The organism is Rubellimicrobium rubrum (assembly GCF_006152115.1).
Taxonomy (GTDB): Bacteria; Pseudomonadota; Alphaproteobacteria; order Rhodobacterales; family Rhodobacteraceae; genus Rubellimicrobium; species Rubellimicrobium rubrum.
Map to the genome: position 1 here is coordinate 1 of NZ_VDFU01000018.1, position 15,417 is coordinate 15,417.

Below are 15,417 nucleotides of genomic sequence, written 5' to 3' on the forward strand. Positions count from 1 at the left end.
CTCGTCACCGGGCGCACCTGGAAAGGCACGGCCTTCGGCGGCGCGCGCGGCCGCACGGATGTCCCGAAGATGGTGGACTGGTACATGGAGGGCAAGATCGCCATCGACCCCATGATCACCCACACCATGCCCCTCGACCGCATCAACGACGGCTTCGATCTCATGAAACGCGGCGAAAGCATCCGCGGCGTCGTGGTGTACTAAGACGCTCCCAAGGCCCGGGGCACGGCGTCCTTGAGCCGTTGTGCCTCGGCCTCGTCCCGCCCGATCGCCACGGCGGCGAAGCGGCCGTCGATCGACAGGCCTGACAGCATGAGGAGGACGACACCCGTGCCCTGCACGGGGTCGAACTGGAGCCCGGCCTCGCGCACGCGTCCGATGACCTCGGCGGGCGGGAGGCCGACCCAGGCCGGGTCCATGACGTTGTCGTTCGCCACATAGGCGCGGGTTCCACCGGCATCCGCCTGCCAGACCCCGGCCTCCTCGTCGTAGCGGCCGGGGACGAGGTTGCGCAGGCAGGCATAGGGGTGCGTGGTCCCGCCTTTCCGCAGGTTGATCTCCAGGGCGACCACCCGCCATTCGCCCCCACTCTCCACCGCCGCGAAGTCGAGCGCGAAGCGGCCCAGCGCGCCCGCCTTGGCCAGCGCCTCGCCCACGCGCCACCCATGCTGGGCCAGTTCGGGCGCATAGGCGGGGTCGGCCGGAAAGCGGCAGCCGACATAGACCTGCCCGTCCTCGCCGCCCAACTCCTGCTCGTGGGTGGCCAGGACCTCCACGACCCCGTCGGGAAGGATATCGACCTGAACGGACGGCGAGGTGAAGCGCTCGCCCGCGACCATCTCCTCCACGATGCCGCCCTTGGCCATCTCCTCCCAATAAGCCGGGCCGAAGGCTTCGAGTCGTCCACGCAGGGCATCGTCGGTGGGGCTGTCCGAAAGATCCACGACACGGTTGCCGTCCCCCGCGGCGCTGTCGTCGTGCTTGATGATGACGCGCCGAAGGGCCGGGTCCTCCGCTCGCATCGACAGAATGGCGTCCAGCGTGTCCTCCACGCCCACAAGCTCCTCGCGCCCGGCAGGCAGGGGCACGCCCGCCTCGCGCATCAATCGGCGGCCCGCGCCCTTGAAGCCCAGGGGCCAGAGCCCGGGGTCCGAGCCATTCACCGGCACCCCAAGTTCAAGAGCGAGCCGCGCCTCGGCCTCCGTGACGTTCCAGGGCTCTAGGAAGGCCGGGCGGCCCCCGATCCGGTCGCGGATGGCAGCGATCACGTCCGGGCGGTCGAGCAGCTTCTCGGCCACCCCGCGCATGGAGGTGTCGCCCAGGGCGAAGCAGTGGAACCGCGCCAGGGCGTCACTCCCCGGGGGCAGAAGGGACGCGCAGTACTCCATCACCTCCTCCGAGGGCGCGAGGGTGCTGACATAGATCACCTCGCAGTTCGGCAGTCGGTGCAGCATGAAGAAGGCCGCGAGGTAACGATGCTCCAATGCGGGCAGGCGGGACCCGTAATGAGCGAGCACCGCCTCGCCCAGCGACAGCGAGGGCAGGACCACGACCACATGCGGCCAGGTCTGGCCGGGGCGGTTCAGCGCCACGGCCCGGTTCAGCGAAGCCTGGAGCGTGTCGAATCCCTGCAACGAAGCGATCCTTCCGGTGTTTCCTTGCAAGGCTAGCGTGGGTCGTCCCTCTGGCGAGGGCCCTCGCCCTTTCCCCTGCCACCCGCCTGGGGCAGTGTCGCGCCCAACTCCAGGAGGCTCCCATGCCCGACCACGACCGCCCGCTTCTTGCCGTGCTCATCGATGCGGACAACACCTCGCCCCGCTACGCCGGCTCCATCTTCGAGGAGATTGCCGCCATTGGCGAGGCCAGCGTCCGCCGCTGCTACGGCGACTTCTCCTCCCAGCAGATGGCGGGCTGGAACAAGGTCCAGGCCGAGCACGGGCTCGTGCCGCTGCATTCGCCCGCCTACACGGTGGGCAAGAACTCCTCGGACATCTCGCTCGTCATCGATGCCATGGACCTGATGCATACGGGCCGCTTCGACGCCTTCGTGCTGGTGTCCTCGGACAGCGACTTCACGCGCCTCGCGTCCCGCATCCGCGAACAGGGGCTCGATGTCTATGGCATCGGCCAGCAAAAGACGCCCGAAGCGTTCCGGCGCGTCTGCAAACGCTTCATCTTCATCGAAAACCTGGGCGGCACGGCGCCCGCGCCCAAGCCCACGCCCCCCGGCGAGAAGCCCGCACCCGCCGAGGCGCCGCCCCCGGCTTCGCCCAGCCGGCCCAAGGCTCCGCTCACGGAGGCACGCGACATCATCCTGCGGGCCATGGATGCCATCGACCAGGAGGAGGAATGGTACGCCCTGGGCCCACTGGGCCAGTACATCACTGCAGCCAACCCCGACTTCGACACCCGGACCTACGGGCGCAAGAAGCTGTCGGACCTCGTGCAGGACCTCAAGATCTTCGAAACCAAGCGCGGCGCGGCGAACCAGTTGCTGATCCGGCGGCTCGACTGAGTATTGCCAAGGAACCGGGCCTTGCCAGATATTAGAACCGTTCTAAAAATCTGGCCATGCTGAGCCGATTCTCATCCCGCCGCCACTTCGACGACCTCTCCGAACAGGAGATCCTTGCCCTCGCCATCTCCAACGAGGAGGACGACGGCCGCATCTACCGCACCTTCGCGGAGAGGCTGCGGGCCGACTTTCCCGCGTCGGCCGCTGTCTTCGAAGGCATGGCCGCCGAGGAGGACGGCCACCGACACCGCCTGATCGAACTCCATCGCGCCCGCTTCGGCGAGGTGATCCCGCTCCTGCGGCGCGAGCACGTGGCCGGAAGCTACGCCCGCAGCCCCGTCTGGCTCGATCCCGACCTCGGGCTCGACCGCATCCGGGCGATCGCGCACCAGATGGAGGAGGCCGCGGGCAGCTTCTATGCCGCCGCCGCGAAGCGGGCCACCGACGCGCGGACCCGTGACCTCCTCGGGGCGCTCGCCGCCGCCGAGGCGGGCCATGTCCAGCGGGCCGACGCCCTGGCCGAGGAGCACCTGACCGCGCAGGCCCGCGAATCCGAGGACCAGAGCGCGCACCGGCAGTTCGTGCTGACCTGGGTGCAGCCGGGCCTTGCGGGGCTGATGGACGGCTCGGTTTCCACTCTCGCGCCGATCTTTGCCACGGCCTTCGCGACCCGCGACCCTTGGACGACCTTCCTCGTGGGGGCGGCGGCCTCGATCGGCGCGGGCATCTCCATGGGCTTCACCGAGGTCGCCTCGGACGACGGCGTGATCTCGGGCCGGGGCTCGGCGTGGAAGCGGGGGGTGTCCACCGGGGTGATGACCACCCTGGGCGGGATGGGCCATGCGCTGCCCTACCTCATCCCGGACTTCTGGACGGCCACCACGGTCGCTATCCTCGTGGTGTTCGTGGAGCTTTGGGCCATCGTCTGGATCCAGAACCGCTACATGCAGACGCCGTTCCTGCGCGCGGCGTTCCAGGTGGTGCTGGGGGGCGCGCTCGTCTTCGCGGCGGGCGTGCTGATCGGGGGCGGATGATGGCGACGCTTTTCGTGGATGCCGACGCCTGCCCGGTCAAGGCCGAGGCCCTGCGCGTCGGCCTGCGCCATGGGGCCAAGGTCGTCATGGTCTCGAATGGCGGCATCCGGCCCTCGGCCTATCCGGGGGCCGAGGTCGTCGTGGTGTCCGCGGGCGCGGACGTGGCCGACATGTGGATCGCTGGCCGCGTGCAGCCCGGCGACGTGGCCATCACCACGGACCTGCCGCTGGCCGCCCGCGTGATCGAGGCCGGGGGGCAGGTCGTGAAGCCGAATGGCGAGGCGCTGACCACGCGCAACATCGGCCCGGCGCTTGCGGCACGCGACCTCGCCGCGGACCTGCGGGCAGCGGACCCGTTCCGGCAGGGCGGCGGGCGGGCCTTCTCCAACGCGGACCGGAGCCGCTTCCTTGATGCGCTGGACCGCGCGTTGCGGGCACGCTGACGCCGGGGCAGGGGGCGCAACGGCACCCCGGCGCGTCGGTCGCGGACCAGACGCCGGGGCCCCGGGGCAGCCAGCCTGCCGCGCATGTCGGACTCGCGCACCGCCCTTCGGGGCATCTCGCTCGCCCTTGGGGGCAGCCTCGTCCTGTCGGTCAATGACATGGCGATCAAGGCGCTGTCGGGGGGCTACCCGCTCCATCAGGTGGTGCTGACCCGCGCGCTCATCGGGATGGTCGTGGTGCTGATCCTTGCCGCCGTGGCGCATGGGCCGGGCGCGCTCTGGGCCGGGGTCCGCACGCGCCATCCGGGCTGGCACCTCGCCCGCGTGTCCTGCGTGCTGCTCAGCAACCTGACCTACTTCGTAGGCCTCGCGTCGCTGCCGCTGGCGGACGGGGTGGCGATCTTCTTCGTGGCGCCGCTGCTCCTCACGGCGCTGTCCGTTCCCCTCCTGGGCGAACGGGTGGGCCCGCGACGCTGGGCCGCGGTGGGGGTGGGGCTCCTGGGCGTCGTGGTCATGGTGCGCCCCGGCGCAGGGGCGATCCAGCCTGCGGCGCTTCTTGTCCTCGCCTCGGCGCTGGCCTACGCCGGCACGCAGATCTTGACCCGCCGCATGGCCCCGACCGAAGGCGCGCTGGGCATGAGCTTCTGGACGCAGGCGGGCTTCATCGCCGTCTCCTGCCTCATGGGCCTGACGGTGGGCGATGGCCGCTTCGGCGGCTCCGACAACGCGTCGCTGGCCTTCCTCCTGCGGGCCTGGACTTGGCCCGAGGTCCCGGACTGGCCCTTCTTCCTGGCCACCGGGGTCGCGGTGTCCCTGGGCGGGCTGATGATCTCGCAGGCTTACCGCACCTGCGAGGCGGCGCTGGTCGCGCCCTTCGAATACTCGGCCATGCCCATGGCGGTCGTCTGGGGCGTGCTGGTCTTCGGGACATGGCCCGACGCCGTGGCCTGGACGGGGATTGCGCTCATCCTCGGGGCGGGGCTCTATGTGCTCTGGCGCGAGACGCGGACCGGCCGCGTCGCGCCCATCGAGCGGGGGGCAGCGCATGGCGAGGCTTGAGGCCGTCGTCTTCGACATCGGAAACGTGCTGATCGAATGGAACCCCGAGCGGTTCTACGACCGCGTGGTGGGCGAGCCGCGCCGCCGCGCCTTCTTCAAGGCCGTGGCGATCCACGCCATGAACGAACGCGTGGACCTGGGCGCGGTCTGGGAGGACGAGGTTTCGGCGCTCGCCCGCGAACATCCCGACTGGGCCGAGGAGATCAACCACTGGCACGGCCGCTGGATCGAGATGGCAAGCCCCGAGATCCCGCGCTCCGTCCGCCTGCTGCGCGCACTGCGGGCCAAGGGCGTGCCGGTCTTCGCACTCAGCAACTTCGGACGCGAAACCTTTGCCGAAGCGCTGCGGCACTATCCGTTCCTCTCGGAGTTCGACCGGGCCTTCGTCTCGGGCCACCTCCGGCAGGCCAAGCCCGAGCCCGCCATCTACGAGACCCTGGAGCGGGAAAGCGGGGTCGCCCCCGGCGCGCTGCTGTTCACCGACGACCGCCCCGAGAACATCGAGGCCGCCGCCGCGCGGGGCTGGCACACGCACCTTTTCGAGGGGCCGGACGCCTTTGCCGACCGCCTCGTGGCCGAGGGGCTGCTGACCGCCGGAGAGGCCGCATGAGCTTTGACACCGTCACCTTTGAGGAGGGTGAGGCCGCGCTCGACTGGCTGTCCGTCGCCCGCGCCATCGAGGAGGGGCACCGGCGGGGCCGCCCGCTTCTGGAGGACGTGATCCTGCGGCGCGGGGGCGACACGCTGCTCAACCGCTCGGCCTGGATCGACGGGCTCGGGATCGCGGTCAAGGCGGCCACGGTGTTCCCAAGCAACGCCGCGCAAGGCAAGCCGACCATCGGCGGCGCGGTGAACCTCATGTCCGACGAGGCCGGCACCCTTGAGGCTGTCATCGACTTCGCCCTCGTGACCAAGTGGAAGACGGCGGGCGACTCGCTCCTCGGTGCGCTCAGGCTCGCCCGGCCAGAGTCGCGCAAAATCCTGATCGTGGGCGCGGGGACGGTCGCGGGCACGCTGATCGACGCCTACCGCGCGGGCTTTCCCGACGCGCGCTTCACCGTCTGGAACCGCAGCCCCGCCGGAGCCGAGCGGCTGGCCGCCGCGCATCCCGGCCTGGAAGTCGCGACGGACCTCGAGGCAGCCATGCGCGGGGCCGACATTGTCACGAGCGCCACCATGTCCACCGAGCCGCTGATCCGAGGCGATTGGCTGCAACCGGGCCAGCACCTCGACCTGATCGGCGCCTACCGCCCCGACATGCGCGAGGCCGACGACCGGGCGCTGGCCCGCGCCCGGCTGTTCTGCGACTCGCGCAAGACGGCCGGAGAAACGGGGGAGTTCCACATCCCCATCACCTCGGGTGCCATCGCCCCAGACGCGGTCGTCGCGGACTTCTACGAGATGGACGCGATGCGGCGCGGCTCGGACAATGAGATCACGCTGTTCAAGAACGGCGGCGGGGCCCATCTCGACCTGATGGTGAGCCGCCATATCCTGACCGCCTGGAGAGCGGCGCGGGCCTGATCTATTCCGCCGGGACCGCCGCCGCTGGGCGCGCGATCTCGCGGATCGGCAGGTGGACGATGGCGCTGAAGGCTCCCACTGCGACCCCGATCCACCACACGGCGTCGTAGCTGCCAAAGGCGTCATAGAGCCGCCCGCCCAGCCAGACGCCCACGAAGGCGCCGATCTGGTGGCTCAGAAACACGATGCCATACAGCGTGCCCATGTAGCGCAGGCCATAAAGATGCGCGACGAGGCCTGAGGTCAGCGGCACGGTGGCGAGCCACAGGCTCCCCATCACCGCCGAGAAGACCAGGACGGTCGTGGGCGTCATCGGCGTCAGGATGAACCAGGCCGCCGCGATGGTCCGCCCGGTGTAGACCCCGGCCAGCAGGTATTTCTTGGTGTAGCGCTTGCCCGCCCAGCCCGCCGCGAGCGTTCCGGCGATGTTCCCCAGCCCGATGATCGAGATCGCGACCGCGCCCAGCGCGCTCGTCGTCGTGATCCCGAGGGAGTGCAGCACGCCGCCGGGCATGATCGGTCCGCACATCTCGGTCACGAAGGCCGGGAAATGCGCGGTGACGAAGGCGAGCTGGTAGCCGCAGGAAAAGAAGCCCAGGAAGATCAGCCCGAAGCTCGGGTCCCGCAGCGCCCCTGCGACGACCTTGCCCATGCTCTCCTGCAGCTCGGCCTTGGAGGCAGGCGCGGGCGAGCGCATCCAGGGGAGGACCAGCAGCACCGCCAGGATCAGCCCGGCAAAGGTCAGGAACACGCCTTGCCAAGGCATCAGCGCCAGCAGCCCCTCGGCCACCGGCGGCCCGATCACCTGACCGGCGGATCCGGCCGCGGTGACGATGGCCAGCGACATGGAGCGGTTCTCGGCCGAGGAGGCCCGCCCTACAACGGCCAGCACCACGCCAAAGCCCGTCCCGGCGATGCCCAAACCCACCAGCACCTCGTAAAGCTGATGCTGGATCGGCAGCGTCGCCCCGGCCGACAGCACAAGGCCCGCCGCATAGGCCAGCGCGCCCAGCACGATCGCCCGGCGGTCGCCGATCTTTTCGGCCAGCGCCCCGAAAAGGGGGGCGCCGAACCCCCAGGCGAGATTCTGGATCGCGATGGCGAGGCTGAACTCGGCCCGGGGCCAGCCGAACTCCGTCGCGATGGGAAGCTGGAACACCCCGAAGGAGGCGCGGATGGCGAAGCCCATCAGCACCACGAGGCAACCGGACAGGAGGACGGGGGTGAGGAGAGCCGAACGCTGGGTCATCCCGCTTCCCTGCGACCGCCGCCCGGTCCTGTCAACCGGCGTCCTTGTGGACGCGTCCATCACGGGTCGCGATGGCCGGGGGCCTTGCCTTTCCGGGCTGGCCGCCCAAAGTTGCCCCGGACCGGGGACGGGCCTTGCCCCTCCGACCGGGGCCAAAGGAAGGGCAGGCGCAGGATGACGGAAACGCCCGACTGGATCGCAGTCGACTGGGGCACATCGAACGTCCGGGCCTGGGCGATGACGGCCCAAGGGACCGTGCTGGACGAGGCCGCCTCGGACAAGGGCATGGGCAAGCTCGCGCCCGCGGAGTTCGAGCCCGCGCTCCTTGACCTGATCGGCGGCTGGGGCGACGGACCCCGGCGCGTCGTGGCCTGCGGCATGGTCGGCGCGCGTCAGGGCTGGACTGAGGCCCCCTACGCCCGCGTGCCCGGCCACCCGCTGCCGACCGGGCTCACCATGGCCCCCACGACCACGCCGGGCCTGTCCTTTGGCATCATTCCCGGCCTGTGCCAGAACGACCCCGCCGACGTCATGCGCGGCGAGGAGACCAAGGTCGCGGGCTTCCTCGCGCTCAACCCCGGCTGGGACGGAACGCTCCTGCTCCCCGGCACGCATCCCAAGTGGATCAGCGTCAGCGCCGGGGAAATCGTGGCCTTCCGCACTTCCCTGACCGGAGAGGTCTTCGCCGCGCTGTCCGGCCACACCGTCCTGCGCCACAGCGTGGCGACCGAGCAGTGGGACGACGAGGCCTTCCTGGGCGGCGTGGCCGAGGGGCTGGCCCGGCCCGAGGCGCTGATGAACCGGCTGTTCGCGATCCGGGCCGAGTCGCTGCTCAAGGGCCTCCAGCCATCCGCCGCCAAGGCGCGGCTCTCGGGCCTGCTGATCGGCGCCGACCTTGCGGGCGCGCGGGGCTGGTGGCTGGGGGCCCGCGTGGCGCTGATGGGCGCGGGCGACCTCATGGACACTTGGCGCGCCGCGCTGCAAGCCCAAGGCGTCGCGCCCGAGGAGGCCGACGCCACGCAGGCCACGCTCGCGGGCCTCACCGAAGCCTGGAGGAGAAGCCAATGAGCCGCCCCATCATCGCCATCCTGCGCGGGATCACCCCGCCCGAAGCCGTCCCCATCGGAGAGGCGCTCGTGGCCGCTGGGATCACCACCATCGAGGTGCCGCTGAACTCGCCCGATCCCTTCGTCTCCATCGGCCAGATGGTTCAGACTCTGGGCGACCGCGCCAAGGTCGGGGCCGGGACGGTGCTGACCGCCGAGGATGTGGGCCGGGTGCGCGAGGTCGGTGGTCAGATCGTCGTCTCGCCCAACTGCGACCCGGAGGTCATCCGGGCAACCGTCGCCGCCGGAATGGAAAGCTGGCCGGGCGTGATGACGCCCACGGAATGCTTCGCCGCCCTCAAGGCCGGGGCCACGGGCCTCAAGATCTTTCCGGGCAGCCTTCTCGGCCCTGACGGGCTCAAGGCGATCCGGGCGGTTCTGCCCAAAGGCACGCTGGTCTATGGCGTGGGCGGGGCCAGCGCCGACAACTTCGCGGCCTGGATCAAGGCCAGCGCGGACGGCTTTGGCATCGGCACTGCGCTCTACACGCCCGGCTTGTCGGCGGACGAGGTGAGCGAGCGCGCCAGGCACATCGTCGCGGCCTTCGACGCCGCCAGGGGGGCAGCATGACGACGGCACGGGTCCACGACCAGACGGTCTGCCTTCTGGGCGAGGGGGCTCTCTGGCACCCCGAGCGGGGGGAGCTTCTGTGGTTCGACATCCTGGGTCGGATGCTGTTCGCGGGCGAACGGCGGCACCGGCTGACCGAGCTGTCCTCGGCCGCCGGATGGATCGACCGCGACACGATCCTTGTGGCCCAGAAGGGCGCTCTGGTGCGCTTTCACCTGGACAGCGGGCGGTCCGAGACGGTCGCGGGCCTCGACGAGGCCAACCCCGCCGTTCGGTCCAACGACGGGCGCGCCGATCCCTGGGGCGGCTTCTGGATCGGGACCATGGGCCTCAAGGCAGAGCCCGAGGCGGGCGCGATCTGGCGCTACTACCGGGGCGAGGTGCGCCAGCTCGTGCCCAAGGTGCAGATCCCCAACGCGATCTGCTTCGATCCCTCGGGCACCCACGTCGTGTACACCGACACGGAAACCCAGATCGTCTGGTGCCAGCGGTTGGCCGAGGCCGACGGCTTTCCGACCGGCGAGCGGGAGATGTTCCTCGACTTCCGGGGCACGGACCTGAACCCGGACGGGGCGGTCTTCGACGCCGAGGGCAATGTCTGGATCGCCTTCTGGGGTTCGGGCAAGGTCGCGGGCTACGGGCGCGACGGCCAGCCGCTGGAGGAGTTCGCCGTCCCCGCCAAGCAGAGCACCTGCCCGGCCTTTGGGGGTGAAGGAATGTCGACCCTGTTCGTCACCACCGCCGCCGCCGGCATCCCGCAGTCGGATCTGGCCGCCATGCCCGAGATCGGACGGACCTTTGCCATCGAGACCGGCCACAAGGGCATCCCGGAGCCCAAGGTGATCCTTTGAAACGATCGCTCGGCGTCTGCTACTACCCCGAGCACTGGGACGAAGCCGTCTGGGCCGAGGACGCGCGGCGCATGGCCGAGGCGGGCATCCGGTGGGTCCGCATCGGAGAGTTCGCCTGGTCGCGGATGGAGCCCGCGCCGGGCCGCTTCGACTGGCACTGGCTCGACCGCGCCATCGCGACCCTGGGCGCGGCGGGGCTGAAGGTCGTCCTGGGCACACCCACGGCCACGCCGCCGATCTGGATGGTCGAGAAGCACCCCGACATGCTGCCCGTGGACCGCCACGGGAGCCCCCGCAAGTTCGGCTCGCGCCGGCATTACGACTTCAGCCACGCGGGCTACCGCGAGGAGTGCCGCCGGATCGTGCGGCTGATGGCCGAGCGCTACGGGCGCGACCCCCATGTGGCTGCCTGGCAGACCGACAACGAATACGCCTGCCACGACACGGTCCACAGTTACTCCGACGCCGCGCGCGCCGCGTTCCGCGACTGGCTCGCGCAGCGCTACCAGAGCACCGACGCGCTGAACCGCGCCTGGGGCAACGTGTTCTGGTCCATGGAGGTCACGGACTGGTCGCAGGTGGACCTGCCGAACGGGACCGTGACCGAGCCCAACCCGTCGCTGTCGCTCGCCTTCCGCCGCTTCGCCTCGGAGATGGTGGTGGAGTTCAACCGCGTGCAGGTCGAGGAGATCCGAAGGCACTCCGACGCGCCGATCCTGCACAACTACATGGGCCGGGTCACCGATTTCGACCATTTCGCGGTGGGCGCGGACCTCGATGCGGCAAGCTGGGACAGCTACCCCATCGGCTTCCTGTCCGACCGGATCGAGAACGAACCCGAGCGCAAGCAGACATTCCTTCGCCAGGGCGACCCGGACAACCAGGCCTTCCACCACGACCTGTACCGTGCCGTGGGCCGGGGCCGCTGGTGGGTCATGGAGCAGCAGCCGGGCCCCGTGAACTGGGCGCCCTGGAACCCCGCCCCCCTCCCCGGCATGGTCCGCCTCTGGACATGGGAGGCCTTTGCCCATGGAGCCGAGGTCGTCAGCTACTTCCGCTGGCGGCAGGCCCCCTTCGCGCAGGAACAGATGCATGCGGGCCTCCTGCGCCCCGACTCGGAGCCCGCGCCGGGCCTCCTTGAGGCCGCCGAGGTCGCGCAGGAACTGGAGCGGATGCCCGAGATCGACCTCGCGCCCGCGCCGGTCGCGCTCGTGTTCGACTACGAAAGCGCCTGGGCCTGGGAGGTGCAGCCGCAGGGCCGCGACTTCGACTTCTGGCGCCTGGCCTTTGCCGCCTACCGGGCGCTGCGGCGCGCGGGGCTGTCGGTGGACATCCTGCCGCCCGATGCGGCGGACCTGTCGGCCTACAAGCTCGTCCTCGCACCCGGCCTCATGCGGCTGTCGGACCCGCTCCGCGAGGCGCTGGCGCGCTACGAAGGGCTAGCCCTGGTCGGGCCGCGTACCGACACCAAGACGGAGGAGCTGGCGATCCGCGTGCCCCTCGGCCCCGACCTTCCCGGCCTTGATGCCCGGGTGACGCTGGCCGAAAGCCTGCCGCCGGGGGCCGAGGTGCCGCTGGAGAACGGAGGGCGCTTCCTCCACTGGTTCGAGCATCTGGAAGGGGACGCGCCGGTTGCGTGGCGCACCCTGGATGGGCGGCCCGCGATCCTGGGGAACGGCCGCGTGCGCTACCTTGCGGGGTGGCCCGATGACGCGACCTTCGACGGCATCGTCCGGGGTCTGTGCGCCGAGGCTGGAATCGAGACCCTGGACCTGCCGGACGGGCTGCGGGTCCGCGACACGGCCCGCCACCGCTTCGTCTTCAACTACGCGCCCGAACCTCTGCCCTGGGCCGGCACCATCCTGATCCCGCCCGCCGGGGTCTTCTGGGAGTCGCGCTAGGCCAGGAATTCCTGCATGGCCTGCCATTCGGACGGGTCGATCCCGTGCCCGTCGGCGTGCCAGTGCAGAGTGACGAGCGCGCCCTGGGTTTCGAGCCAGTCCGACAGCCGCATGGTCAGCTGCGGCGGGCAGATCGGATCGCGCTGCCCGGCGGTGATCAGCACCCGCCGCCCCTCCAGCCCCGGCGCGTCCGGGGGCGTGAAGGGGATGAGCGGGTGCAGCAGCACCGCCTCCGTGAACAGATCCGGCCGCGCGGCCAGGACCGAGGCCAGGATGTTCGCCCCGTTCGAATAGCCCAGGCCCACGACCCGGCTTGCCCCGGTGCGCGCGATCTCGCCTGCGACGAAGTCGGCCATGGCGACGGTGCGGCGCGCCAGGTCCTCCATATCGTAGATGCCCTCGGCCGAGCGGCGGAAGAAGCGGAGCATGCCCTGCTCGTTCACCTCGCCGCGCGGCGAGACGACATGCGCCCCCGGCAGGAGCCGGGGCCCGAGGCCGTGGAACTGCCCCTCGTCACCCCCCGTGCCGTGGAAGGTGAGCAGGAGGGGGCCGCCCGCCTGCCCCTCGCTGCGGGCTGCGATCACGACAGGCCCTCCAGCGGCTCCAGGTGCTGGACCAGCCGGTCGTGCAGATGCGCGTGCTGCTGGGGAAGCTTGAGCGCGGTCCCCAGGACCTCGGCGGCCTCGTCGCGGGTGAAGCCGGGCTCGTCGGTGGCGATCTCGAACAGCACGCCGCCGGGGCTGCGGAAGTAGATGGCCCAGAAGTAGTCGCGGTCGATCGAGGGCGTGGCCTGGAAGCCTGCCGCAGCCAACTCTCGCCTCACCTCGGCCTGGGTGGCCTTGTCCGCAACCGAGAAGGCGATGTGGTGGACCGATCCGGCGCTCTGGAGCGCGGGCCGGACGGTCGGATCCTCGTGCAGGTCCACGATCTGCGCGCCGTTGCCCTGCGCGAGCCGCATCCGCGTGACCGGACCCTCGCGCCCCTCCTCCCGGTAGCCCATCAGGCGCAGGAGGTCGGCGGTGGCGCCGATGTCCTGCAACGTGAGCGTCACGGAATGGAAGCCCCGGATGCCCATCTCGACGCCGACGCCGTTCTCGGTCCAGGGGGTGCGCGCGTCCTGGGCGACCTCCACAAGGGCCAGGCTTTCGCCGTCGGGCCCCTCGATCAGCAGCCGCTCGTCGCCCAGCACGATCTCGCGGGTCGTCGGGCCCAAGGGGGCCAGCCGCTCCTCCCAGGCCGGCAAGCTTCCGACCGGGACGGCAAAGGCGGTGAGCGACGCCTCGCCCGTGCCCCTCCGGCCGCGCGCGGCATTGGGAAAGGGGAACGAGGTCATCACCGTGCCGGGCCGTCCCAGTTCGTCGCCGAAATACAGGTGGTAGACGTCCGGCGCATCGAAGTTCACCGTGGTCTTCACCCGCCGCAGGCCCAGGGCCTCGGTGTAGAAGGCGTTGTTGGCCGACGCGCCCGACGCGAGCATCGTGACGTGGTGCAGCCCGTTGATCTTGTCCGTCATCGCATCCTCCGCGTTTCCGATGCGCCGACATAGGGCGACGGGGCGGCTGGCCCCAAGCCCACCCAAGCGAACGATCTCTGTGCGGGAATGCGAGGAGGCCCGGTCGGTTCCCTGCGACGTGCCACCTACCAGCCCGAGATGGCCTTGACCTCCAGGAACTCCTCGATGCCCCAGACGCCACCCTCGCGGGCGCGTCCCGAAGCCTTGGTGCCGCCGAAGGGCGCGCCGCGTCCGCGCGACGTGCCGTTCATCTCGATCATCCCGGCCCTGAGTTGCCGGGCCAAGCGGTGCCGCCGCTCCTCGTCGCCGGTCTGGACATAGTTGGTCAGCCCGTAATCGGTGTCGTTCGCGATCCGCAGCGCCTCTTCCTCGGTGTCGAAGGGCATCATGGACAGGACGGGGCCGAAGATCTCGGTCCTTTCGATGCTCATGCCGGGCGTGACGTCGGCAAAGACCGTGGGCCGCACGAAGAAGCCCCGGTTCAGGTGCTCGGGCCGCCCCGGCCCCCCGGCGACGAGCCGCGCCCCTTCCTCGATCCCCTTCTGGATCAGGCCCTGGACATGCTCCCATTGGCGCGCGTTCACCACCGGGCCGATGTGGCGGCCCTTCTCGGATGCGGGGCTGACCATTGTCGCCTCGGCCACGGCGCGGGCGGTCTCGATGGCCCGCTCGTAGACCGGCCTTTCGACCAGCATGCGGGTGGGCGCGTTGCAGCTTTGGCCGGTGTTCTGCATGACGTGCCGCACGCCCCGCTCCACCGCGCGCTCGTCGGCATCGGCAAAGACGAGGTTCGCCCCCTTGCCGCCCAGTTCCAGCGTGACGCGCTTGAAGGTGTCGGCGGCAGCGACCGTGATCGCCCGCCCGGCTCGGGTGGAGCCCGTGAAGGAGATCATCTCCACGTCCGGATGCGTGCTGAGCCGCGTCCCGGCACTCGCGCCATCGCCTTGGATCATGTTGAAGACGCCGGGCGGCACTCCCGCCTCGTGCAGCATCTCGGCCACCACCACGGCCGACAGCGGGGCCTGCTCGGACGGCTTGAGGACCGAGGTGCAGCCCGCCAGCAACGCCGGGATGACCTTGAGCGCGATCTGGTTCGCGGGCCAGTTCCAGGGCGTGATGAGGCCCACGACGCCGATGGGCTCCAGGGCGATGCGCGTCTGCGGCGCATGGGGGCCGAGCGGCTTCAGCCATTCGATGTGGTCGAAGGCGGTCAGGAAGTTCTCGACGTGCCAGGAAAAGGACGGGGCCTGCTCGGCCAGCGCAAAGTCGATGGGCGCGCCCATCTCCAGGCTGATCGCCTCGGCGAAGTCCCTCTCGCGCCGGTGGTATTCGGCCAGGATGCGCTCCACGAGGGTGCGGCGTTCCTGCGGGTCGGTCATCGACCAGCCGGGCAGGGCGGCCTTGGCGCTCGCCACGGCGGCGTCCACGTCCTGCGGCCCGGCCAGGGTGATCGTGACCGCCGCTTCCTCGGTCGAGGGGTCGATGACGGCATGCTCGCGCCCGTCCCGCGACTCCACCCAGGAGCCACCGATGTAAAACCGCTTCTTTTCGATCATTTCGTTCTCCCCGCACCCGTGGCGCGCTTGGCTCCCTCTGACTATATTGACGCGACGTGCATCCGGCCAAGCCGGGCCGCGACATGACCTTGGGGA

General features: G+C 70.5%; 15 protein-coding genes and 1 pseudogene. 11 read left to right on the forward strand and 5 right to left on the reverse strand.

Features of this window, described 5'->3' with window-relative positions:
* Positions 1-204: pseudogene (locus tag FHG66_RS14250) on the forward strand (S-(hydroxymethyl)glutathione dehydrogenase); the annotation flags it as partial.
* On the opposite strand, the gene FHG66_RS14255 reads toward FHG66_RS14250, so the two are convergent.
* Positions 201-1,634 (reverse strand): peptide ligase PGM1-related protein, encoded by a 1,434-nt coding sequence (locus tag FHG66_RS14255; protein ID WP_139077735.1) that lies wholly within the window; start codon positions 1,632-1,634, stop codon positions 201-203. The pseudogene FHG66_RS14250 and the gene FHG66_RS14255 overlap by 4 nt on opposite strands.
* A gap of 122 nt (positions 1,635-1,756) precedes the next feature.
* Between FHG66_RS14255 and FHG66_RS14260 the strand changes: the two genes are divergently transcribed.
* The 6 genes from FHG66_RS14260 (at position 1,757) to FHG66_RS14285 (ending at position 6,575) form a co-directional block, all read left to right on the forward strand.
* Positions 1,757-2,515: an NYN domain-containing protein gene (locus FHG66_RS14260; protein ID WP_139077736.1), complete on the forward strand. Its 759-nt coding sequence runs from the start codon at positions 1,757-1,759 to the stop codon at positions 2,513-2,515.
* A gap of 56 nt (positions 2,516-2,571) precedes the next feature.
* Entirely contained in the window at positions 2,572-3,549 is a 978-nt protein-coding gene (mbfA, locus tag FHG66_RS14265) for an iron exporter MbfA (protein ID WP_139077737.1), read from the forward strand.
* Positions 3,549-3,992, forward strand: coding sequence for a YaiI/YqxD family protein (locus FHG66_RS14270; protein WP_139077738.1), 444 nt, complete (start codon positions 3,549-3,551; stop codon positions 3,990-3,992). The genes mbfA and FHG66_RS14270 overlap by 1 nt, the downstream gene beginning before the upstream one ends.
* Positions 3,993-4,076: 84 nt before the next feature.
* Positions 4,077-5,051, forward strand: coding sequence for a DMT family transporter (locus FHG66_RS14275; RefSeq protein ID WP_139077739.1), 975 nt, complete (start codon positions 4,077-4,079; stop codon positions 5,049-5,051).
* On the forward strand, positions 5,038-5,661 hold the full coding sequence (locus FHG66_RS14280; protein WP_139077740.1) for an HAD family hydrolase: 624 nt from the start codon (positions 5,038-5,040) through the stop codon (positions 5,659-5,661). Before FHG66_RS14275 ends, FHG66_RS14280 begins: the two co-directional genes overlap by 14 nt.
* Positions 5,658-6,575: an ornithine cyclodeaminase family protein gene (locus tag FHG66_RS14285; protein ID WP_139077741.1), complete on the forward strand. Its 918-nt coding sequence runs from the start codon at positions 5,658-5,660 to the stop codon at positions 6,573-6,575. Before FHG66_RS14280 ends, FHG66_RS14285 begins: the two co-directional genes overlap by 4 nt.
* A gap of 1 nt (position 6,576) precedes the next feature.
* Here the strand turns inward: FHG66_RS14285 and FHG66_RS14290 are convergent, their stop codons facing one another.
* Positions 6,577-7,824, reverse strand: coding sequence for an MFS transporter (locus tag FHG66_RS14290; protein ID WP_139077742.1), 1,248 nt, complete (start codon positions 7,822-7,824; stop codon positions 6,577-6,579).
* Positions 7,825-7,998: 174 nt separating this feature from the next.
* On the opposite strand from FHG66_RS14290, the gene FHG66_RS14295 reads away from it, so the two are divergent.
* From FHG66_RS14295 to FHG66_RS14310, 4 genes are read left to right on the forward strand one after another with little or no spacing between them, the layout of a single operon-like run.
* The gene (locus tag FHG66_RS14295; RefSeq protein WP_139077743.1) at positions 7,999-8,892 is read left to right on the forward strand and encodes a 2-dehydro-3-deoxygalactonokinase; all 894 of its coding nucleotides are present in this window, start codon (positions 7,999-8,001) and stop codon (positions 8,890-8,892) included.
* On the forward strand, positions 8,889-9,500 hold the full coding sequence (locus tag FHG66_RS14300) for a 2-dehydro-3-deoxy-6-phosphogalactonate aldolase (RefSeq protein WP_139077744.1): 612 nt from the start codon (positions 8,889-8,891) through the stop codon (positions 9,498-9,500). The genes FHG66_RS14295 and FHG66_RS14300 overlap by 4 nt, the downstream gene beginning before the upstream one ends.
* Positions 9,497-10,351 carry an SMP-30/gluconolactonase/LRE family protein gene (locus FHG66_RS14305; protein WP_139077745.1) on the forward strand — a complete coding sequence of 285 codons (855 nt, stop codon included), beginning with the start codon at positions 9,497-9,499 and terminating at the stop codon, positions 10,349-10,351. The genes FHG66_RS14300 and FHG66_RS14305 overlap by 4 nt, the downstream gene beginning before the upstream one ends.
* Positions 10,348-12,252, forward strand: coding sequence for a beta-galactosidase (locus FHG66_RS14310; RefSeq protein WP_139077746.1), 1,905 nt, complete (start codon positions 10,348-10,350; stop codon positions 12,250-12,252). Before FHG66_RS14305 ends, FHG66_RS14310 begins: the two co-directional genes overlap by 4 nt.
* Here FHG66_RS14310 and FHG66_RS14315 read toward each other — a convergent pair.
* From FHG66_RS14315 to FHG66_RS14325, 3 genes are all read right to left on the reverse strand, one after another.
* Complete coding sequence (locus FHG66_RS14315; protein ID WP_139077747.1) at positions 12,249-12,836, reverse strand: alpha/beta hydrolase; 588 nt, start codon at positions 12,834-12,836, stop codon at positions 12,249-12,251. The genes FHG66_RS14310 and FHG66_RS14315 overlap by 4 nt on opposite strands.
* Complete coding sequence (locus tag FHG66_RS14320) at positions 12,833-13,765, reverse strand: VOC family protein (protein ID WP_139077748.1); 933 nt, start codon at positions 13,763-13,765, stop codon at positions 12,833-12,835. Before FHG66_RS14320 ends, FHG66_RS14315 begins: the two co-directional genes overlap by 4 nt.
* 125 nt (positions 13,766-13,890) lie before the next feature.
* A complete protein-coding gene (locus FHG66_RS14325) occupies positions 13,891-15,321 on the reverse strand; it encodes an aldehyde dehydrogenase family protein (protein ID WP_139077749.1) in 1,431 nt (476 codons plus the stop codon).
* Positions 15,322-15,417: the final 96 nt, after the last annotated feature.